31 protein-coding genes are annotated in these 19,827 nt (G+C 67.0%); all 31 read left to right on the forward strand.

Translation table 11 applies throughout. From position 1 onward, the window contains the following. The 31 genes from rpsG to rpsM all read left to right on the forward strand — a co-directional run bounded on the left by rpsG (position 1) and on the right by rpsM (position 19,780). Entirely contained in the window at positions 1-471 is a 471-nt protein-coding gene (rpsG, locus tag ACFYXS_RS31240; RefSeq protein WP_018558864.1) for a 30S ribosomal protein S7, read from the forward strand. 39 nt (positions 472-510) lie between these two features. After that, positions 511-2,637: an elongation factor G gene (fusA, locus tag ACFYXS_RS31245; protein ID WP_389254248.1), complete on the forward strand. Its 2,127-nt coding sequence runs from the start codon at positions 511-513 to the stop codon at positions 2,635-2,637. 173 nt (positions 2,638-2,810) lie between these two features. Then, positions 2,811-4,004 (forward strand): elongation factor Tu, encoded by a 1,194-nt coding sequence (tuf, locus tag ACFYXS_RS31250; protein ID WP_389254250.1) that lies wholly within the window; start codon positions 2,811-2,813, stop codon positions 4,002-4,004. 212 nt (positions 4,005-4,216) lie between these two features. Next, on the forward strand, positions 4,217-5,401 hold the full coding sequence (locus ACFYXS_RS31255) for a S8 family peptidase (protein WP_389254252.1): 1,185 nt from the start codon (positions 4,217-4,219) through the stop codon (positions 5,399-5,401). Between the two features lie 389 nt (positions 5,402-5,790). Continuing rightward, on the forward strand, positions 5,791-6,099 hold the full coding sequence (gene rpsJ / locus ACFYXS_RS31260) for a 30S ribosomal protein S10 (protein WP_014144312.1): 309 nt from the start codon (positions 5,791-5,793) through the stop codon (positions 6,097-6,099). Between the two features lie 14 nt (positions 6,100-6,113). Beyond that, positions 6,114-6,758, forward strand: a complete 645-nt coding sequence (gene rplC / locus ACFYXS_RS31265) for a 50S ribosomal protein L3 (protein ID WP_389254254.1) — start codon at positions 6,114-6,116, stop codon at positions 6,756-6,758. Positions 6,759-6,762: 4 nt separating this feature from the next. Beyond that, positions 6,763-7,413, forward strand: coding sequence for a 50S ribosomal protein L4 (gene rplD, locus ACFYXS_RS31270; RefSeq protein WP_319658482.1), 651 nt, complete (start codon positions 6,763-6,765; stop codon positions 7,411-7,413). After that, positions 7,413-7,739 carry a 50S ribosomal protein L23 gene (gene rplW, locus ACFYXS_RS31275; RefSeq protein ID WP_319139009.1) on the forward strand — a complete coding sequence of 109 codons (327 nt, stop codon included), beginning with the start codon at positions 7,413-7,415 and terminating at the stop codon, positions 7,737-7,739. Before rplD ends, rplW begins: the two co-directional genes overlap by 1 nt. A 47-nt stretch (positions 7,740-7,786) precedes the next feature. Next, positions 7,787-8,623, forward strand: coding sequence for a 50S ribosomal protein L2 (rplB, locus tag ACFYXS_RS31280; RefSeq protein WP_319658483.1), 837 nt, complete (start codon positions 7,787-7,789; stop codon positions 8,621-8,623). 12 nt (positions 8,624-8,635) lie between these two features. Further along, positions 8,636-8,917, forward strand: a complete 282-nt coding sequence (gene rpsS / locus ACFYXS_RS31285; protein ID WP_018558873.1) for a 30S ribosomal protein S19 — start codon at positions 8,636-8,638, stop codon at positions 8,915-8,917. A 49-nt stretch (positions 8,918-8,966) separates the two neighbouring features. Further along, positions 8,967-9,314: a 50S ribosomal protein L22 gene (gene rplV, locus ACFYXS_RS31290; RefSeq protein ID WP_319139012.1), complete on the forward strand. Its 348-nt coding sequence runs from the start codon at positions 8,967-8,969 to the stop codon at positions 9,312-9,314. Further along, entirely contained in the window at positions 9,314-10,147 is an 834-nt protein-coding gene (gene rpsC / locus ACFYXS_RS31295) for a 30S ribosomal protein S3 (protein WP_389254258.1), read from the forward strand. The genes rplV and rpsC overlap by 1 nt, the downstream gene beginning before the upstream one ends. A 5-nt stretch (positions 10,148-10,152) precedes the next feature. Beyond that, positions 10,153-10,572 carry a 50S ribosomal protein L16 gene (gene rplP, locus ACFYXS_RS31300; protein ID WP_389254260.1) on the forward strand — a complete coding sequence of 140 codons (420 nt, stop codon included), beginning with the start codon at positions 10,153-10,155 and terminating at the stop codon, positions 10,570-10,572. Continuing rightward, positions 10,572-10,796 carry a 50S ribosomal protein L29 gene (gene rpmC / locus ACFYXS_RS31305; RefSeq protein ID WP_319658486.1) on the forward strand — a complete coding sequence of 75 codons (225 nt, stop codon included), beginning with the start codon at positions 10,572-10,574 and terminating at the stop codon, positions 10,794-10,796. Before rplP ends, rpmC begins: the two co-directional genes overlap by 1 nt. Beyond that, entirely contained in the window at positions 10,796-11,080 is a 285-nt protein-coding gene (rpsQ, locus tag ACFYXS_RS31310) for a 30S ribosomal protein S17 (protein WP_319658487.1), read from the forward strand. The genes rpmC and rpsQ overlap by 1 nt, the downstream gene beginning before the upstream one ends. Before the next feature lie 155 nt (positions 11,081-11,235). Next, complete coding sequence (rplN, locus tag ACFYXS_RS31315) at positions 11,236-11,604, forward strand: 50S ribosomal protein L14 (RefSeq protein ID WP_319658488.1); 369 nt, start codon at positions 11,236-11,238, stop codon at positions 11,602-11,604. A 3-nt stretch (positions 11,605-11,607) separates the two neighbouring features. Then, positions 11,608-11,931, forward strand: coding sequence for a 50S ribosomal protein L24 (gene rplX / locus ACFYXS_RS31320; RefSeq protein WP_360902495.1), 324 nt, complete (start codon positions 11,608-11,610; stop codon positions 11,929-11,931). After that, positions 11,931-12,500 (forward strand): 50S ribosomal protein L5, encoded by a 570-nt coding sequence (gene rplE, locus ACFYXS_RS31325; RefSeq protein ID WP_319658490.1) that lies wholly within the window; start codon positions 11,931-11,933, stop codon positions 12,498-12,500. Before rplX ends, rplE begins: the two co-directional genes overlap by 1 nt. A 3-nt stretch (positions 12,501-12,503) precedes the next feature. Further along, positions 12,504-12,689: a type Z 30S ribosomal protein S14 gene (locus ACFYXS_RS31330; RefSeq protein ID WP_003948630.1), complete on the forward strand. Its 186-nt coding sequence runs from the start codon at positions 12,504-12,506 to the stop codon at positions 12,687-12,689. Between the two features lie 263 nt (positions 12,690-12,952). Then, positions 12,953-13,351: a 30S ribosomal protein S8 gene (rpsH, locus tag ACFYXS_RS31335; RefSeq protein ID WP_389254264.1), complete on the forward strand. Its 399-nt coding sequence runs from the start codon at positions 12,953-12,955 to the stop codon at positions 13,349-13,351. 21 nt (positions 13,352-13,372) lie between these two features. Beyond that, complete coding sequence (rplF, locus tag ACFYXS_RS31340; RefSeq protein WP_389254266.1) at positions 13,373-13,912, forward strand: 50S ribosomal protein L6; 540 nt, start codon at positions 13,373-13,375, stop codon at positions 13,910-13,912. A 3-nt stretch (positions 13,913-13,915) separates the two neighbouring features. Then, positions 13,916-14,299, forward strand: coding sequence for a 50S ribosomal protein L18 (gene rplR / locus ACFYXS_RS31345; protein WP_389254268.1), 384 nt, complete (start codon positions 13,916-13,918; stop codon positions 14,297-14,299). Between the two features lie 40 nt (positions 14,300-14,339). After that, complete coding sequence (gene rpsE / locus ACFYXS_RS31350) at positions 14,340-14,945, forward strand: 30S ribosomal protein S5 (protein ID WP_319658494.1); 606 nt, start codon at positions 14,340-14,342, stop codon at positions 14,943-14,945. After that, complete coding sequence (gene rpmD, locus ACFYXS_RS31355; RefSeq protein ID WP_087927574.1) at positions 14,945-15,127, forward strand: 50S ribosomal protein L30; 183 nt, start codon at positions 14,945-14,947, stop codon at positions 15,125-15,127. The genes rpsE and rpmD overlap by 1 nt, the downstream gene beginning before the upstream one ends. Before the next feature lies 1 nt (position 15,128). Further along, entirely contained in the window at positions 15,129-15,593 is a 465-nt protein-coding gene (gene rplO / locus ACFYXS_RS31360) for a 50S ribosomal protein L15 (RefSeq protein ID WP_384295517.1), read from the forward strand. A 208-nt stretch (positions 15,594-15,801) separates the two neighbouring features. After that, positions 15,802-17,115, forward strand: a complete 1,314-nt coding sequence (gene secY, locus ACFYXS_RS31365; RefSeq protein WP_389254271.1) for a preprotein translocase subunit SecY — start codon at positions 15,802-15,804, stop codon at positions 17,113-17,115. Continuing rightward, positions 17,115-17,789, forward strand: a complete 675-nt coding sequence (locus tag ACFYXS_RS31370) for an adenylate kinase (protein ID WP_389254273.1) — start codon at positions 17,115-17,117, stop codon at positions 17,787-17,789. The genes secY and ACFYXS_RS31370 overlap by 1 nt, the downstream gene beginning before the upstream one ends. A 91-nt stretch (positions 17,790-17,880) precedes the next feature. Beyond that, positions 17,881-18,720 (forward strand): type I methionyl aminopeptidase, encoded by an 840-nt coding sequence (gene map, locus ACFYXS_RS31375; protein WP_389254275.1) that lies wholly within the window; start codon positions 17,881-17,883, stop codon positions 18,718-18,720. 131 nt (positions 18,721-18,851) lie between these two features. Beyond that, positions 18,852-19,073 carry a translation initiation factor IF-1 gene (gene infA / locus ACFYXS_RS31380; RefSeq protein WP_003956442.1) on the forward strand — a complete coding sequence of 74 codons (222 nt, stop codon included), beginning with the start codon at positions 18,852-18,854 and terminating at the stop codon, positions 19,071-19,073. A 29-nt stretch (positions 19,074-19,102) separates the two neighbouring features. After that, positions 19,103-19,216: a 50S ribosomal protein L36 gene (rpmJ, locus tag ACFYXS_RS31385; protein WP_003956441.1), complete on the forward strand. Its 114-nt coding sequence runs from the start codon at positions 19,103-19,105 to the stop codon at positions 19,214-19,216. Positions 19,217-19,399: 183 nt separating this feature from the next. Then, on the forward strand, positions 19,400-19,780 hold the full coding sequence (rpsM, locus tag ACFYXS_RS31390; RefSeq protein ID WP_389254277.1) for a 30S ribosomal protein S13: 381 nt from the start codon (positions 19,400-19,402) through the stop codon (positions 19,778-19,780). Positions 19,781-19,827 lie beyond the last annotated feature (47 nt).

The following is a 19,827-nucleotide window of genomic DNA, read 5'->3' on the forward strand; positions in this document are numbered from 1 at the left end:
ATGCCTCGTAAGGGCCCCGCCCCGAAGCGCCCGGTCATCATCGACCCGGTCTACGGTTCTCCTCTGGTGACGTCGCTCGTCAACAAGATCCTTCTGCACGGGAAGCGCTCCACCGCCGAGCGCATCGTGTACGGCGCCCTCGAGGGCCTGCGCGAGAAGACCGGCCAGGACCCGGTCATCACGCTCAAGCGCGCCCTGGAGAACGTCAAGCCCTCCCTGGAGGTCAAGTCCCGCCGTGTCGGTGGCGCGACCTACCAGGTCCCGATCGAGGTCCGCCCCGGTCGTGCCAACACCCTGGCGCTGCGCTGGCTCGTGGGTTACTCCCGCGCCCGCCGCGAGAAGACCATGACCGAGCGTCTGATGAACGAGCTGATGGACGCCAGCAACGGTCTGGGCGCCGCGGTCAAGCGCCGCGAGGACACCCACAAGATGGCCGAGTCCAACAAGGCCTTCGCGCACTACCGCTGGTAGTCGCTACCCCATCGAGAACCGAGAGAAGACTGAAGCCTTATGGCTACCACTTCACTTGACCTGGCCAGGGTCCGCAACATCGGGATCATGGCTCACATCGACGCGGGCAAGACGACGACCACCGAGCGGATCCTGTTCTACACCGGTGTCTCGTACAAGATCGGTGAGGTCCACGACGGCGCTGCCACGATGGACTGGATGGAGCAGGAGCAGGAGCGCGGCATCACGATCACGTCCGCCGCGACGACCTGTCACTGGCCGATGGACGACGTCGACCACACCATCAACATCATCGACACGCCGGGTCACGTCGACTTCACCGTCGAGGTGGAGCGTTCCCTTCGCGTGCTCGACGGTGCCGTGACGGTGTTCGACGGCGTCGCCGGTGTCGAGCCGCAGTCCGAGACCGTGTGGCGTCAGGCGGACCGCTACGGCGTTCCGCGCATCTGCTTCGTCAACAAGCTGGACCGTACCGGCGCGGAGTTCCACCGCTGCGTCGACATGATCTCGGACCGGCTGGGCGCGACCCCGATCGTCATGCAGCTGCCGATCGGTGCCGAGGCCGACTTCAAGGGCGTCGTGGACCTGGTCCGCATGAAGGCCCTGGTCTGGTCCGCGGAGGCGACCAAGGGCGAGATGTACGACGTCGTCGACATCCCGGCCACGCACACCGAGGCGGCCGACGAGTGGCGCGGCAAGATGCTCGAGGCCGTCGCCGAGAACGACGAAGAGATGATGGAGCTGTACCTGGAGGGCACTGAGCCCACCGAGGACCAGCTGTACGCGGCCATCCGCCGCGTCACCATCAACTCCGGCAAGGGCGACGGCGTCACCGTCACCCCGGTCTTCTGCGGCACCGCCTTCAAGAACAAGGGCGTGCAGCCCCTGCTCGACGCGGTCGTGCGCTACCTCCCCTCCCCGCTGGACGTCGAGGCCATCGAGGGCCACGCGGTCGGCAACGCGGAGGAGGTCGTCAAGCGCAGGCCGTCCGACGACGAGCCGCTGTCGGCGCTGGCGTTCAAGATCATGAGCGACCCGCACCTCGGCAAGCTCACCTTCGTCCGCGTGTACTCCGGCCGTCTGGAGTCCGGCACCGCCGTGCTGAACTCCGTCAAGGGCCGCAAGGAGCGCATCGGCAAGATCTACCGCATGCACGCGAACAAGCGTGAGGAGATCGAGTCGGTGGGCGCCGGCGACATCGTGGCCGTCATGGGCCTGAAGCAGACCACCACCGGTGAGACGCTGAGCGACGAGAAGAACCCGGTGATCCTGGAGTCCATGGACTTCCCGGCGCCGGTCATCCAGGTCGCGATCGAGCCCAAGTCCAAGGGCGACCAGGAGAAGCTGGGTGTCGCCATCCAGCGTCTCGCGGAGGAGGACCCCTCCTTCCAGGTCCACTCGGACGAGGAGACCGGCCAGACCATCATCGGCGGTATGGGCGAACTGCACCTCGAGGTGCTGGTCGACCGTATGCGCCGTGAGTTCAAGGTCGAGGCCAACGTCGGCAAGCCGCAGGTGGCGTACCGCGAGACCATTCGCAAGAAGGTCGAGCGGATCGACTACACCCACAAGAAGCAGACCGGTGGTACGGGCCAGTTCGCGAAGGTCCAGATCGCCATCGAGCCTCTCGAGGGTGGCGACGCCAACTACGAGTTCGTCAACCAGGTCACCGGTGGCCGCATCCCCCGCGAGTACATCCCGTCGGTGGACGCCGGTGCTCAGGAGGCCATGAAGTTCGGCATCCTGGCGGGCTACGAGATGGTGGGCGTTCGCATCACCCTTCTCGACGGTGCCTACCACGAGGTCGACTCCTCCGAGCTGGCGTTCAAGATCGCCGGTTCGCAGGCCTTCAAGGAGGGCGCGCGCAAGGCGAGCCCCGTGCTGCTCGAGCCGATGATGGCCGTCGAGGTCACCACGCCCGAGGAGTCCATGGGCGACGTCATCGGCGACATCAACTCCCGCCGTGGCCAGATCCAGGCCATGGAGGAGCGTGCCGGCGCCCGGGTCGTCAAGGCCCTGGTGCCGCTGTCGGAGATGTTCGGCTACGTCGGCGACCTCCGCAGCAAGACGTCGGGTCGCGCGAGCTACTCGATGCAGTTCGACTCCTACGCCGAGGTTCCCAAGAACGTCGCCGAGGAGATCATCGCGAAGGCCAAGGGCGAGTAACCGCAGTTCTTTCAGGCTGCACACACGCCGTAGGCTTGACCGGGAGGCTTCGGGGTATTCCGCCGCAAACCGCAAGGGGAGCGTCGGATGCCCCGGCCGCCCGCAACCCAGCAAAGATCACCCTGGCGCCGATGAAGTAAGGCGTACCAGAACCACTTCACAGGAGGACCCCAGTGGCGAAGGCGAAGTTCGAGCGGACTAAGCCGCACGTCAACATCGGCACCATCGGTCACATCGACCACGGTAAGACGACCCTCACGGCCGCCATTACCAAGGTGCTGCATGACGCGTACCCGGACCTGAACGAGGCCTCGGCCTTCGACCAGATCGACAAGGCTCCCGAGGAGCGCCAGCGCGGTATCACCATCTCCATCGCGCACGTCGAGTACCAGACCGAGGCGCGCCACTACGCCCACGTCGACTGCCCGGGTCACGCGGACTACATCAAGAACATGATCACCGGTGCCGCGCAGATGGACGGCGCCATCCTCGTGGTCGCCGCCACCGACGGCCCGATGCCGCAGACCAAGGAGCACGTCCTCCTGGCCCGCCAGGTCGGCGTCCCCTACATCGTGGTCGCGCTGAACAAGGCCGACATGGTGGACGACGAGGAGATCCTGGAGCTCGTCGAGCTCGAGGTCCGCGAGCTGCTCTCCGAGTACGAGTTCCCGGGCGACGACCTGCCGGTCGTCCGCGTCTCCGCGCTCAAGGCCCTCGAGGGCGACAAGGAGTGGGGCGAGAAGCTCCTCGGCCTCATGGCGGCCGTGGACGAGGCCATCCCCACCCCCGAGCGCGACGTCGACAAGCCGTTCCTGATGCCGATCGAGGACGTCTTCACGATCACCGGTCGTGGCACCGTCGTCACCGGTCGTATCGAGCGCGGCATCCTCAAGGTCAACGAGACCGTCGACATCATCGGCATCAAGACCGAGAAGACCACCACCACGGTCACCGGTATCGAGATGTTCCGCAAGCTGCTCGACGAGGGCCAGGCCGGTGAGAACGTCGGTCTGCTCCTCCGTGGCATCAAGCGCGAGGACGTCGAGCGCGGCCAGGTCATCATCAAGCCGGGTTCGGTCACGCCGCACACCGACTTCGAGGCCCAGGCCTACATCCTGTCGAAGGACGAGGGTGGCCGTCACACCCCGTTCTTCAACAACTACCGCCCGCAGTTCTACTTCCGTACCACGGACGTGACCGGCGTCGTGACCCTCCCCGAGGGCACCGAGATGGTCATGCCGGGCGACAACACCGCCATGACGGTCGCGCTGATCCAGCCGATCGCCATGGAGGAGGGCCTGAAGTTCGCCATCCGTGAGGGTGGCCGGACCGTCGGCGCCGGCCAGGTCACCAAGATCCTGAAGTAAGGATCCCGGCGATCTGCCGCTTGCCGTAGGCGAGCTGCACGAGGGCCCCGGCCCACCGTTCACGCGGTGGGCCGGGGCCCTCGTCGTTGTGCCGTGCCGTTCCGGCCGGCCGCGTACCACCAATGGCGCGCAGGGCGGGCGTGCCCCGCTCACCGGGTGTTACGAATGATTGCGTTCGGTGCACATTCGTACGACTCCTGGAGCCCCCCGCCATGCGCATATCCCCGCGCCGGCTCGCGGCCGTCGCCGCAGCCCTCACGGCCGTTCTCGCCGCCCCGGCAGGCACCTCCGGGGCGGCGGCGCCGCCCCCGGTCCCGGCGCCGCTCAGGATGGCGTCGGAGGGCGGCATCGCGGGGCAGTACCTGGTGACGCTGGCGGCCGGCACCGACCCGCGGTCGGTGGTCCGCGAGGTGGGCGCGGCGCCCATGTTCACCTTCACCAGCGCCCTGTCGGGCTTCGCGGCACGGCTGACCGACCGTCAGGTCTCGGAACTGCGCACGCTGCCCGGTGTGCGGGCGGTGGAGCAGGACGCGGTGGTGACGGTGCCGCGGCCGCAGGAGGTGGCGACCGCGTCCGACGAGGTCTCGTGGGGCCTGGCCCGGATCAACCACCGGGAGGCGGGCGCCGTCGGCTTCTCGGTCCGGGCGACCGGTGCCAGGGTCACCTCGTACATCATCGACACGGGAATCGACTTCGCCCACGAGGAGTTCGGCGGGCGCGCGGTGCCCGGCTACGACGTCGTGGGGGACGGGCAGCAGGGCGCGGACTGCAACGGGCACGGCACCCATGTCGCCGGCACGGTCGGCGGCGCGCACTCGGGCGTGGCCCGCGGCACCCGGCTGGTGTCGGTGCGGGTGCTGGGCTGCGACGGCAGCGGCTCGATCGCCTCGGTGGTGGCGGGCGTCAACTGGGTGGCGGCGCACGCCGTGAAGCCGGCCGTCGCCAATCTGTCCGTCGGCGGGCCGCACACCGAGGCCTCGGAGCGGGCGGTCGAGGGGCTGGCCGCGGCCGGGGTGTTCCCGGTCGTCGCGGCGGGCAACGGCGACACCGACGCCTGCGGCACCTCGCCCGCGGGGGCGCCGGACGCCTTCACGGTGGCCGCCGTCGACGAGTCCGACCGCAAGGCGGAGTTCAGCAACTGGGGGCCGTGCGTGGACATCAACGCGCCGGGCACGAACATCACCTCGGCCGCCCGCGGCGGCGGCTTCACCCGGATGAGCGGCACGTCCATGGCGGCGCCGCACGTCACCGGTGTCGCCGCGCTCTACAAGGGCACCCACGGGGACGTGTCCACCGCCGCCCTCGCGGCCTGGCTGACCGCCAACGCCACGCCGGACGTCCCCGCGCAGCTGCCCGCCGGCACGCCGCGCCTGTTGGTGTACACCGCGGGGCTGTGATCCGGGACGGGGGGCGGGTTTGGAGTCCGCCGGGGGAGGGGTAAGCTACCCGGCCCGATTGGCGTCCGGCACGTCCGGTATGGCAGACTAGCCGGGTTGCTCGGTCGAGCGCCGATGTTGCGCGCCTCCCGTCGGGAGGACCGGAAGCGAGTCCCACAGTACTCGTCGTCCCTCACGGGACGGACGTACGGGAATCTTCCGGGAAGCGTCAGCGGGGTGCTCACCAGGCGCTCGGTGGGTGTCTTCTCCCACGTATCCCCTCCCTGAGGGTCTCCGCCATGCGGAGATTTACAAGAAGGGGCGCGACACGCCCGACCGCGTGGGTCGGAGAAGACGGTCGAACCACCGGGTTCCAGAGCGTTACTACTAGACAGGACTACGAAGTAGCCATGGCGGGACAGAAGATCCGCATCCGGCTCAAGGCCTACGACCACGAGGTCATCGACTCTTCGGCGAAGAAGATCGTCGAGACGGTGACGCGTACTGGTGCGCAGGTCGCGGGCCCGGTGCCGCTGCCCACTGAGAAGAACGTGTACTGCGTCATCAAGTCGCCGCACAAGTACAAGGACTCGCGCGAGCACTTCGAGATGCGCACGCACAAGCGCCTGATCGACATCCTCGACCCGACGCCCAAGACCGTTGACTCGCTGATGCGCCTGGACCTTCCGGCCGGCGTTGACATCGAGATCAAGCTCTGAGAGGCGCGGAACAGATGGCTAAGCAGATCAAGGGCATCCTGGGCGAGAAGCTCGGCATGACCCAGGTCTGGGACGAGAACAACCGTGTCGTCCCGGTGACCGTGGTCAAGGCCGGCCCGAACGTCGTGACCCAGGTCCGTACGAACGATGTCGACGGTTACGAGTCGGTCCAGATCGCCTTCGGCGAGATCGACCCGCGCAAGGTGAACAAGCCCCTCAAGGGCCACTTCGCCAAGGCCGACGTGACCCCCCGCCGCCACATGGTGGAGCTCCGCACCTCCGACGCGGCCGAGTACAGCCTCGGCCAGGAGATCACTGCCGAGGTCTTCGAGGCCGGCGTGAAGGTGGACGTCACCGGCAAGAGCAAGGGCAAGGGCTTCGCCGGTGTCATGAAGCGTCACAACTTCAAGGGCCTCGGCGCCGGTCACGGCACCCAGCGCAAGCACCGCTCTCCCGGCTCCATCGGTGGCTGCGCCACCCCGGGCCGTGTGTTCAAGGGTCTGCGCATGGCGGGCCGCATGGGCAACGAGCGGGTCACCACCCAGAACCTGACCGTCCACGCCGTTGACGCGGAGAAGGGCCTGCTGCTCATCAAGGGCGCGGTTCCCGGCCCGAACGGCGGCCTCGTCCTGGTCCGCACCGCGGCCAAGGGGGCCTGAGGATATGAGCACCATTGACATTCTGTCGCCCGCCGGCGACAAGGCCGGGACCGTTGAGCTCCCGGGCGAGATCTTCGACGCGAAGGTCAGCATCCCGCTGATCCACCAGGTCGTCGTGGCGCAGCTGGCCGCCGCCCGTCAGGGCACGCACAAGGTCAAGACGCGTGGCGAGGTCCGCGGTGGCGGCAAGAAGCCGTACCGCCAGAAGGGCACCGGCCGCGCCCGTCAGGGTTCGACCCGCGCCCCGCAGTTCGCCGGTGGTGGCGTCGTGCACGGTCCCGTGCCGCGTGACTACTCGCAGCGGACCCCGAAGAAGATGAAGGCCGCCGCCCTGCGCGGTGCCCTCACCGACCGGGCGCGTCACAACCGCATCCACGTCGTGACCGGCGTCATCGAGGGCGAGTCCCCGTCGACGAAGGCCGCCAAGGTGCTGCTGGGCAAGATCAGCGACCGCAAGAACGTGCTGCTCGTCGCCGACCGCGCCGAAGAGGCCGCGTGGCTGTCCGCGCGCAACTTGCCCCAGGTGCACATCCTGGAGGCCGGCCAGCTGAACACGTACGACGTGCTCGTCTCCGACGACGTGGTCTTCACCAAGGCCGCCTTCGACCGCTTCATCGGTAACGGCGCCGCCGAGACCGAAGGGAGCGACGCCTGATGGCCGAGCAGACCGCGATCACCAGCCGGACCTTCACGGACCACCGTGACATCCTGGTCAAGCCGGTGGTCTCCGAGAAGAGCTACGCGCTGCTGGACGAGAACAAGTACACGTTCGTCGTCGACCCGCGCGCGAACAAGACCCAGATCAAGCAGGCCGTCGAGGCGGTCTTCTCGGTCAAGGTCACCGGGGTCAACACGATCAACCGTCAGGGTAAGCGCAAGCGCACCAAGACCGGTTTCGGCAAGCGCAAGGACACCAAGCGCGCCATCGTGACCCTCGCCGAGGGCGACCGCATCGACATCTTCGGCGGACCGGTCTCCTAACGGGGGCCGGGACGAGTCGAAGTCCGGAATCTTCCGAGGACTGAGAAATGGGTATCCGCAAGTACAAGCCGACGACCCCGGGCCGTCGTGGCTCCAGCGTCGCCGACTTCGTCGAGGTCACGCGGTCCACGCCGGAGAAGTCGCTGGTCCGCCCGCTGCACAGCAAGGGCGGCCGTAACAACGCCGGTCGTGTGACCGTTCGCCACCAGGGTGGTGGCCACAAGCGCGCCTACCGCGTGATCGACTTCCGTCGTCACGACAAGGACGGCGTGCCGGCCAAGGTCGCGCACATCGAGTACGACCCCAACCGCACCGCGCGCATCGCGCTCCTGCACTACGCGGACGGCGAGAAGCGCTACATCCTGGCCCCGGCCAAGCTGAGCCAGGGTGACCGGATCGAGAACGGCCCCGGGGCCGACATCAAGCCGGGCAACAACCTGCCGCTGCGCTACATCCCGGTCGGTACGACGGTGCACGCCATCGAGCTGCGTCCCGGCGGCGGCGCGAAGATCTCCCGTTCCGCGGGTTCTTCGGTGCAGCTGCTGGCGAAGGAGGGCTCCATGGCCACCCTTCGCATGCCGTCCGGTGAAGTTCGCATGGTCGACGTCCGCTGCCGCGCCACCATCGGCGAGGTCGGCAACGCCGAGCAGTCGAACATCAACTGGGGCAAGGCCGGCCGTATGCGCTGGAAGGGCGTCCGCCCGACCGTCCGCGGTGTGGCCATGAACCCCGTCGACCACCCGCACGGTGGTGGTGAGGGCAAGACCTCCGGTGGTCGCCACCCGGTCAGCCCGTGGGGCCAGAAGGAAGGTCGTACTCGCTCGCCGAAGAAGGCCAGCAGCAAGTACATCGTCCGCCGCCGCAAGACGAACAAGAAGCGCTAGGAGCGGGTTTAGATGCCGCGCAGTCTCAAGAAGGGGCCCTTCGTCGACGACCACCTCATCAAGAAGGTGGACGTTCAGAACGAGGCCGGTACCCACAACGTCATCAAGACCTGGTCCCGCCGCTCGATGATCATCCCGGCGATGCTGGGCCACACGATCGCGGTGCACGACGGCCGTAAGCACGTCCCGGTGTTTGTCACCGAGTCGATGGTCGGCCACAAGCTCGGCGAGTTCGCGCCGACCCGCACCTTCCGCGGCCACGAGAAGGACGACCGCAAGTCGCGTCGTCGCTGACCTGCGGAGCGGAACAGTGACGACAAAGACAGACACCGAAGGGACAACCATGGAAGCCAGGGCCCAGGCGCGGTACATCCGCGTCACGCCCATGAAGGCCCGCCGCGTGGTGGACCTCATCCGTGGCATGAGTGCCACGGAGGCTCAGGCGGTCCTGCGTTTCGCCCCGCAGGCCGCGAGCGTGCCGGTGGGCAAGGTGCTCGACAGCGCCATTGCCAACGCCGCGCACAACTACGACCACACCGATGCCGAGTCGCTGTACATCAGCGAGGCGTTCGTGGACGAGGGCCCGACCCTGAAGCGGTTCCGTCCGCGTGCGCAGGGTCGTGCCTACCGGATCCGTAAGCGGACCAGCCACATCACCGTGGTCGTCAGCAGCAAGGAAGGAACCCGGTAATGGGCCAGAAGGTTAACCCGTACGGGTTCCGCCTCGGCATCACCACGGACTTCAAGTCCCGGTGGTACGCCGACAAGCTGTACAAGGACTACGTCAAGGAAGACGTCGCCATCCGCAAGATGATGACGCAGGGCATGGAGCGGGCCGGCATCTCGAAGGTTGAGATCGAGCGCACCCGCGACCGCGTCCGCGTCGACATCCACACCGCCCGGCCGGGCATCGTCATCGGCCGTCGCGGCGCGGAGGCCGACCGCATCCGCGGCGACCTGGAGAAGCTGACCGGCAAGCAGGTCCAGCTGAACATCCTCGAGGTCAAGAACCCGGAGACGGACGCTCAGCTGGTGGCCCAGGCCGTCGCCGAGCAGCTGTCCTCCCGCGTCTCCTTCCGTCGTGCCATGCGCAAGAGCATGCAGAGCACGATGAAGGCCGGCGCCAAGGGCATCAAGATCCAGTGCGGTGGCCGTCTCGGCGGCGCCGAGATGTCCCGCTCGGAGTTCTACCGCGAGGGTCGCGTTCCGCTGCACACGCTGCGCGCCAACGTCGACTACGGCTTCTTCGAGGCCAAGACGACCTTCGGCCGTATCGGCGTGAAGGTCTGGATCTACAAGGGCGATGTCAAGAACATCGCCGAGGTCCGCGCGGACAACGCCGCGGCCCGCGCCGGCAACCGCCCGGCCCGTGGCGGCGGCGCCGGCGGCAACGACCGCCCGCAGCGCCGCGGTGGCGAGCGCGGCGGCCGTGGCCGTCGTCCCCAGGGTGACGCCCAGGCCCCCAAGGCCGAGGCGACCACCGCTGAGGCCCCGGCCGCGGAGACCACTGGAACGGAGGCCTGACCCCCATGCTGATCCCCCGTCGGGTCAAGCACCGTAAGCAGCACCACCCCAACCGCGATGGCATGGCCAAGGGTGGCACCGAGCTGGCGTTCGGTGAGTACGGCATCCAGGCGCTGACCCCGGCCTACGTGACGAACCGGCAGATCGAGTCCGCTCGTATCGCCATCACCCGTCACATCCGCCGTGGCGGCAAGGTCTGGATCAACATCTACCCGGACCGTCCCCTCACGAAGAAGCCGGCCGAAACCCGCATGGGTTCCGGTAAGGGCTCCCCGGAGTGGTGGGTCGCGAACGTCAAGCCCGGTCGGGTGATGTTCGAGCTGTCCTTCCCGAACGAGAAGGTTGCGCGTGAGGCGCTCACCCGAGCCGCCCACAAGCTTCCGATGAAGTGCCGGATCGTCCGGCGCGAGGCAGGTGAGCTGTGATGGCGGCCGGTACCAAGGCGACCGAGCTGCGTCAGCTGGGCGACGAGGAACTCGTCGGCAAGCTGCGTGAGGCCAAGGAGGAGCTGTTCAACCTCCGCTTCCAGGCGGCCACCGGACAGCTCGAGAACAACTCCCGGCTGAAGATCGTCCGCAAGGACATCGCCCGGATCTACACCCTCATGCGTGAGCGTGAGCTCGGCATCGAGACGGTGGAGAACGCCTGATGAGCGAGAAGAATGTGACTGAGAGCAGCGAGCAGCGCGGCGACCGCAAGACCCGTGAGGGCCTCGTGGTGAGCGACAAGATGGACAAGACCGTCGTGGTCGCCGTCGAGGACCGTGTGAAGCACGCCCTCTACGGCAAGGTCATCCGCCGCACCAACAAGCTCAAGGCGCACGACGAGCAGAACGCCGCGGGCGTCGGCGACCGTGTCCTCCTCATGGAGACCCGGCCGCTGTCCGCGACCAAGCGCTGGCGCGTCGTCGAGATCCTCGAGAAGGCCAAGTAACACGCCGGGCCCGGGACCGGCCGCGTGATCGCACGCGGCCGGCCCGGAGCCGGCCAGCAATTCCTGCGGGGAACATCCCGCAGGACGGTTCCGCCAGGCTCGCAGGGTGATCCGCAAGGATCCTGCGGGAACCGGCAGACGATCAGGAGATAGACGTGATCCAGCAGGAGTCGCGACTGCGTGTCGCCGACAACACTGGTGCGAAGGAAATCCTTTGCATCCGTGTGCTCGGCGGCTCCGGTCGCCGCTACGCGGGAATCGGTGACGTCATTGTCGCCACCGTCAAGGACGCGATCCCCGGTGGCAACGTGAAGAAGGGCGACGTCGTCAAGGCGGTCGTCGTGCGCACCGTCAAGGAGCGCCGCCGTGCCGACGGCTCGTACATCCGCTTCGACGAGAACGCGGCCGTCATCCTCAAGAACGACGGTGACCCCCGCGGCACCCGCATCTTCGGCCCGGTGGGCCGGGAGCTGCGCGAGAAGAAGTTCATGAAGATCATCTCGCTCGCTCCGGAGGTGCTGTAACCGATGAAGATCAAGAAGGGCGACCTGGTCCAGGTCATCACCGGTAAGGACAAGGGCAAGCAGGGCAAGGTCATCGCGGCCTACCCGACTGAGGACCGTGTCCTGGTCGAGGGTGTCAACCGGGTCAAGAAGCACACGAAGGCCGGCCAGACGGACCGCGGTTCGAAGACCGGCGGCATCATCACGACCGAGGCCCCCGTCCACGTCTCCAACGTCCAGCTGGTCGTGGAGAAGGACGGCAACAAGGTCGTGACTCGCGTCGGCTACCGCTTCGACGACGAGGGCAACAAGATCCGCGTTGCGAAGCGGACCGGTGAGGACATCTGATGACTACCACCGACACGACGCACGTGAAGCCGCGTCTGAAGGCGCGCTACCGCGAGGAGATCGCGGGCAAGATGCGTGACGAGTTCCAGTACGAGAACGTCATGCAGATCCCCGGTCTCACCAAGATCGTGGTCAACATGGGTGTGGGCGACGCCGCCCGCGACTCCAAGCTGATCGAGGGCGCCATCCGCGACCTCACCACGATCACCGGCCAGAAGCCGGCCGTCACCAAGGCCCGGAAGTCCATCGCGCAGTTCAAGCTGCGCGAGGGTCAGCCGATCGGCGCCCACGTCACCCTCCGCGGTGACCGCATGTGGGAGTTCCTGGACCGCCTGCTGTCGCTCGCGCTTCCGCGTATCCGCGACTTCCGGGGTCTTTCGCCGAAGCAGTTCGACGGCCGCGGCAACTACACCTTCGGTCTCACGGAGCAGGTCATGTTCCACGAGATCGACCAGGACAAGATCGACCGTGTCCGGGGTATGGACATCACCGTGGTGACCACGGCGACCAACGACGCTGAGGGCCGCGCGCTCCTTCGTCACCTCGGCTTCCCGTTCAAGGAGGCGTGAGCCGTGGCGAAGAAGGCTCTTATCGCGAAGGCCGCCCGCAAGCCCAAGTTCGGCGTGCGTGGTTACACGCGCTGCCAGCGTTGCGGCCGTCCGCACTCCGTGTACCGCAAGTTCGGCCTCTGCCGCGTGTGCCTTCGTGAGATGGCACACCGCGGTGAGCTGCCGGGCGTGACCAAGAGCTCCTGGTAACAACCCTTCTGGGTTGTGCCGGACTCTCGGTGAGCATCAAGGACGGCGAGTTCCCGTCCGTCGTCCGCCGGCGCCCTTCGCGGGGCGTCTGGCGGGCGGCGGAACTCCCTTCCCGCATACCGTAAGGTAGAAGGGTTGGGCGCTCGTCGCCCATGACCGTCTTACTACGCCGTAGGTCCCCGCGCCGCACCCGTCCCCAGTCTGATGGGGGAGAGGGATGGCGCATATAGGAAACCCCGGCGAGAGAGGCCTAAGGCCATCACATGACCATGACTGACCCGATCGCAGACATGTTGACGCGTCTGCGGAACGCGAATTCCGCGTATCACGACGACGTCGCGATGCCGTTCAGCAAGATCAAGTCGCACATCGCGGAAATCCTCCAGCAGGAGGGTTACATCACCGGCTGGAAGGTCGAGGACGCCGAGGTCGGCAAGAGCCTCGTTCTCGAGCTGAAGTTCGGTCCGAACCGCGAGCGCTCGATCGCCGGTATCAAGCGCATCAGCAAGCCCGGTCTGCGGGTCTACGCAAAGTCCACCAACCTGCCGAAGGTGCTCGGCGGCCTGGGCGTGGCGATCATCTCCACCTCCCACGGGCTCCTCACCGACAAGCAGGCGAACAAGAAGGGCGTGGGTGGGGAAGTCCTCGCCTACGTCTGGTAGTCGGGAAACGGAGGTAAAGCCATGTCGCGAATTGGACGGCTGCCCATCCCGGTTCCCGCCGGCGTGGACGTCACCATCGATGGCCGGACGGTCTCGGTGAAGGGCCCCAAGGGTTCCCTGACCCACACCGTTGCCGCGCCGATCGACATCGCCAAGGGCGAGGACGGCACCCTGCAGGTGACGCGCCCGAACGACGAGCGTCAGAACAAGGCCCTGCACGGCCTGTCCCGCACGCTGGTGGCGAACATGATCACCGGCGTGACCGCGGGCTACGTGAAGAGGCTCGAGATCAGCGGTGTCGGCTACCGCGTCCAGGCGAAGGGCTCCAACCTGGAGTTCGCCCTGGGCTACAGCCACCCGATCCTTGTCGAGGCCCCCGAGGGCATCTCCTTCAAGGTCGAGAACCCGACCAAGTTCTCGGTCGAGGGCATCGACAAGCAGAAGGTCGGCGAGGTCGCCGCGAACATCCGCAAGCTGCGGAAGCCCGACCCGTACAAGGCCAAGGGCGTCAAGTACGAGGGCGAAGTCATCCGCCGCAAGGTCGGAAAGGCTGGTAAGTAAGCCATGGCATACGGTGTGAAGATCGCCAAGGGCGATGCTTACAAGGGCGCCGCCAAGAAGCGCCGCCACATCCGGGTCCGCAAGCGTGTCTCGGGCACCGAGGCGCGTCCGCGCCTGGTCGTGACCCGGTCCAACCGCGGTATCACGGCGCAGGTCATCGACGACCTCAAGGGCCACACGCTGGCCTCGGCGTCGCACCTGGACACCTCGGTTCGCGGTGTCGAGGGCGACAAGACCGAGCAGGCGAAGAAGGTCGGCCAGCTGGTCGCCGAGCGCGCCAAGGCGGCCGGTGTCGAGACCGTCGTGTTCGACCGTGGTGGCAACCGGTACGCCGGGCGCATTGCCGCCCTTGCCGACGCCGCCCGCGAAGCCGGACTCGGTTTCTGAGCCGGTTCCGTAGCTAGCGGAAACAGAGAGAGGTAATCCAATGGCTGGACCCCAGCGCCGCGGTGGCGGTGCCGGTGGCGGCGAGCGGCGGGACCGGAAGGGCCGTGACGGCGGCGCAGCTGCCGCCGAGAAGACCGCGTACGTTGAGCGCGTTGTCGCGATCAACCGCGTCGCCAAGGTTGTGAAGGGTGGTCGTCGCTTCAGCTTCACCGCGCTGGTCGTGGTGGGCGATGGTGACGGCACCGTGGGTGTCGGTTACGGCAAGGCCAAGGAGGTGCCGGCCGCCATCGCCAAGGGTGTTGAGGAGGCCAAGAAGCACTTCTTCAAGGTCCCCCGCATCCAGGGCACCATCCCCCACCCCATCCAGGGCGAGAAGGCCGCGGGCGTTGTCCTGCTCAAGCCTGCTTCCCCCGGTACGGGTGTGATCGCCGGTGGTCCGGTGCGCGCCGTTCTGGAGTGCGCCGGTATCCACGACGTTCTGTCGAAGTCGCTCGGCTCCGACAACGCGATCAACATCGTGCACGCCACGGTGGCCGCTCTCCAGGGCCTGCAGCGCCCCGAGGAGATCGCCGCCCGTCGTGGCCTGCCCCTCGAGGACGTGGCTCCCGCGGCTCTGCTCCGGGCGCGTGCTGGGGTGGGTGCGTAATGGCTCGCCTCAAGGTCACGCAGGTCAAGTCGTACATCGGTAGCAAGCAGAACCACCGTGACACCCTGCGTTCGCTCGGCCTGAAGCGGCTGAACGACGTTGTGGTCAAGGAGGACCGCCCGGAGATCCGCGGCATGGTCCAGACTGTCCGCCACCTCGTCACGGTCGAGGAGGTTGACTGACATGGGAACCGACAACACGTCGAATCCGCTGAAGGTCCACAACCTCCGTCCGGCCCCCGGCGCCAAGACCGCCAAGACCCGTGTGGGTCGTGGTGAGGCGTCCAAGGGCAAGACGGCCGGTCGTGGTACCAAGGGCACCAAGGCCCGTTACCAGGTGCCGGCGCGCTTCGAGGGTGGGCAGATGCCCCTCCACATGCGCCTGCCGAAGCTGAAGGGGTTCAAGAACCCCTTCCGCACCGAGTTCCAGGTCGTGAACCTGGACAAGCTGACCGCGCTCTACCCCGAGGGTGGCGAGGTCACGGTGGCCGATCTGGTCGCCAAGGGCGCGGTGCGCAAGAACCAGCTCGTCAAGGTGCTCGGCACCGGCGAGGTCTCCGTGGCGCTGCAGGTGACCGTTGACGCGGTCTCCGGCTCCGCCAAGGAGAAGATCACCGCTGCGGGCGGCTCGGTCACCGAGCTCGTCTGAGTGATGCAACATCCGACCGGGGATGTTCCGCACATTGTGCGGAGCATCCCCGGTTGTTCATTCCAAGCGGTGGCCGTGCGCCGGTAAGGTGGCAGACGCTGCTAGTCTCGTGAAGCCTGTGTGCTGACGCGGGTCTGGGACCACACTCGTATTCGTTGCTGTTCAACCGTTACCCCCCGCCCAAGAAGCGGGGGGCGCAGGAGGCACCGTGCTCACCGCGTTCGCCCGGGCGTTCAGGACGCCCGACCTGCGCAAGAAGCTGCTGTTCACGCTGGGCATCATGGTGCTGTTCCGGCTGGGTGCGCACATCCCGATCCCGGGGATCGACTACCAGGTCGTGAACCAGTGCATCAAGGAGGTGCAGGGTAGCCAGGGTCTCTTCGGCCTGGTGAACCTCTTCAGCGGCGGCGCGCTCCTTCAGCTGACCATCTTCGCGCTCGGGATCATGCCGTACATCACGGCGAGCATCATCCTGCAGCTGCTGACCGTGGTCATCCCCCGGCTCGAGGCCCTCAAGAAGGAGGGTCAGGCCGGCCAGACCAAGATCACGCAGTACACCCGTTATCTGACGGTGGCCCTCGCGGTCCTGCAGGGCACGGGTCTGGTGGCGACCGCCCGCTCCGGCAGCCTGTTCCAGGGGTGCACCGAGCGCTTCAGCATCGTCCCGAACCAGTCGATCTTCACGACCGTCACGATGGTCATCACGATGACCGCGGGCACCGCGTTCATCATGTGGCTGGGCGAGCTGATCACCGACCGCGGCATCGGCAACGGCATGTCGATCCTGATGTTCCTGTCCATCGCGGCCGGCTTCCCCGGCGCCCTCTGGGCGATCAAGAAGTCCGGCAAGATCGCGGACGGCTGGGTCGAGTTCGGTGCGGTCATCCTGGTCGGCCTGGCGATGGTGGCCCTGGTGGTCTTCGTGGAGCAGGCGCAGCGCCGGATCCCCGTGCAGTACGCCAAGCGCATGATCGGCCGCCGTTCCTACGGCGGTACGTCCACCTACATCCCGCTGAAGGTGAACCAGGCGGGTGTGATTCCCGTCATCTTCGCGTCATCGCTCCTGTACATCCCGTCACTGGTCGTCCAGTTCAGTGGATCCACCTCAACGTGGGCAAACTGGGTCAGGGACAACCTGGTCAAGGGCGATCACCCGATCTACATCGCCACGTACTTCCTGCTGATTGTCTTCTTTGCCTTCTTCTACGTGGCCATCTCGTTCAACCCCGAGGAAGTCGCGGACAACATGAAGAAGTATGGTGGGTTCATCCCGGGCATCCGGGCTGGTCGACCCACCGCGGAGTACCTCAGCTACGTGCTCAACCGCATCACGTGGCCGGGCGCGATGTACCTGGGTCTGATCGCCCTGGTGCCCACCGTGGCGCTGGTGCTGTTCAACGCGAACCAGAACTTCCCGTTCGGCGGGACGAGCATCCTGATCATCGTGGGTGTCGGCCTGGAAACCGTGAAGCAGATCGAGAGCCAGCTTCAGCAGCGTAACTACGAAGGGTTCCTCCGCTGATGCGCATTGTCCTCGTCGGGCCCCCCGGGGCCGGCAAGGGTACGCAGGCCGCGTACCTTGCCAGGAACCTGTCGATCCCGCACATCTCCACGGGCGACCTCTTCCGGGCGAACATCAGCCAGGGCACGGAACTGGGCCGCAAGGCCCAGGAGTACATGGACGCCGGCCGGCTGGTTCCCGACGAGATCACCATCGGCATGGCCCAGGACCGCATGCTCCAGCCCGACGCCGGGAACGGCTTCCTGCTGGACGGCTTCCCGCGGAACGTCGGCCAGGCCCAGGCGCTCGACACGATCCTCAGCGAGAACGGGATAGCGCTGGACGCGGTCCTGGACCTGGAGGTCCCGGAGGAAGAGGTCGTCAAGCGGATCGCCGGTCGCCGGCTGTGCCGCAAGGACGGCAGCCACGTCTTCCACGTGGTCTACAACCCTCCGGCCGCCGAGGGCGTCTGCGACGAGTGCGGTGGCGAGCTCTACCAGCGCTCGGACGACACCGAGGCGAAGGTCAGGGTCCGGCTCGAGGAGTACCACAGCAAGACCGAGCCGATCATCGACTACTACAAGCAGCAGGGCCTGGTCCGCACGATCTCGGCTCTGGGCAAGGTCTCCGAGGTCACCCAGCGGGCGATGGAAGCCCTGGGCGTCAAGAAGGCCACGGGCGACAGCGCCGCCTGAACCTGTCAGAGTCCGTTGCGGCCGCGGTGTCCGGGAGGACGCCGCGGCCGTACCGTTGAGCTATCCGCTGCACTGAGGAAGGCGAGAGCCGATGGTGGAGATCAAGACCCCCGAGCAGATCGCGAAGATGCGTGCCGCGGGGCTGGTCGTCGCGGCGGCGCTCAAGGCGTGCCGCGACGCGGTCGCGCCGGGGGTGAGCACCGGCGATCTGGACGAGATCGCGGCCAAGGTGATCGCCGACCACGGCGCCACCTCCAACTTCAAGGCCGACCACGGCGGTCTGTACTTCCCGGGTGTGATCTGCGCGTCGGTGAACGACGAGGTCGTGCACGGCATCCCCGGCGGGCGGGTGCTGGAGGAGGGCGACCTGATCTCCATCGACTGCGGCGCGATCGTCGACGGCTGGCACGGCGACGCCGCGATCACCGTCCCGGTCGGTGCGGTCGCCCCGGAGCTGCTGCAGCTCAGCGCGACCACCGAGGGCTCGATGTGGTCCGGCATCGCCCAGGTGAAGAAGAACAACCGGCTCCAGGACATCAGCCGCGGGGTGGAGTCCTACATCCGCCGGCAGCCGCTGCCCTCCAAGGGCAAGTACGGGATCGTCGAGGGGTACGGCGGCCACGGCATCGGCTCGGCCATGCACATGGAGCCGCACGTGCTGAACTACGTCGAGCGCGGCCGGGGCCGCGGGCCCAAGCTGGTGCCGGGCATGTGCCTCGCCATCGAGCCGATGGTCAGCCTGGGCACCCCGCACACCAAGGTGCTGCAGGACCAGTGGACGGTGGTCACCACCGACGGCACCTGGGCCTCGCACTGGGAGCACTCGGTCGCCCTGACCGAGCAGGGCCCGCTGGTGCTCACCGCCGAGGACGGCGGCAAGGCCAAGCTGGCGGAGCACGGGGTCACGGCGGCGCCCGACCCGCTCGCTTAATGATCTTCATTCGGGGGCATACACCCCGGATTCGTCTTTCACGGATGCCTGGCGTAGACTGACACGTCGGCTCACGTATGTCTTCAGGCATGCCAAAAGCCGACCAAGGTAGCCGATCCCGAAAGCAGGACATGGCCAAGAAGCAAGGCGCCATTGAGATCGAGGGCACCGTGATCGAATCTCTGCCGAACGCTATGTTCAAGGTGGAGCTGCAGAACGGTCACAAGGTCCTCGCGCACATCAGCGGCAAGATGCGTATGCACTACATCCGCATCCTCCCCGATGACCGAGTCGTTGTGGAGCTGTCTCCCTACGACCTCACGCGCGGACGGATCGTCTACCGCTACAAGTAGATCTCACGACCCGGAGAACCTGACATCCCATGAAGGTCAAGCCGAGCGTCAAGAAGATCTGCGACAAGTGCAAGGTGATCCGCCGTCACGGCCGGGTCATGGTCATCTGCGACAACCTGCGCCACAAGCAGCGCCAGGGCTGACGCACACCGACCTGCACCTCGCAGTTCTTCGCGCGACGCAAGCAATGTGTACATAGGCAGCATCCGTTGAGCCGACAAGGCTGACGACACCTCCGGCCGGGGGCCGGGGACCTGATCCGTACCTCGTACGGCGGTCAGGAGTGGTGCTGCAGAAGACCCCCGAACACCAACAGGAGCCATTGAATGGCACGCGTTTCAGGTGTTGACATCCCGCGCGAAAAGCGCGTGGAGGTTGCCCTCACCTACGTCTTCGGCATCGGCCGTACTCTGGCCCAGGAGACCCTCGCCGCCACGGGCGTGAACCCGAACGCCCGCGTTCGCGACCTGGACGAAGAGGACCTGGTCAAGATCCGCGAGTACGTGGACGCCAACATCAAGACCGAGGGTGACCTCCGTCGCGAGATCCAGGCGGACATCCGCCGCAAGGTCGAGATCGGCTGCTACCAGGGCCTGCGCCACCGCCGCGGCCTGCCGGTCCACGGCCAGCGCACCCACACCAACGCCCGCACCCGCAAGGGCCCGCGTCGCGCCATCGCCGGTAAGAAGAAGCCGGGCAAGAAGTAGTCCTCAGCGGACGCTCGTCAGCGGTCTTCGCTGTAGGACCGACCACC

This window comes from Streptomyces sp. NPDC002574 (assembly GCF_042889545.1).
Taxonomy (GTDB): Bacteria; Actinomycetota; Actinomycetes; order Streptomycetales; family Streptomycetaceae; genus Actinacidiphila.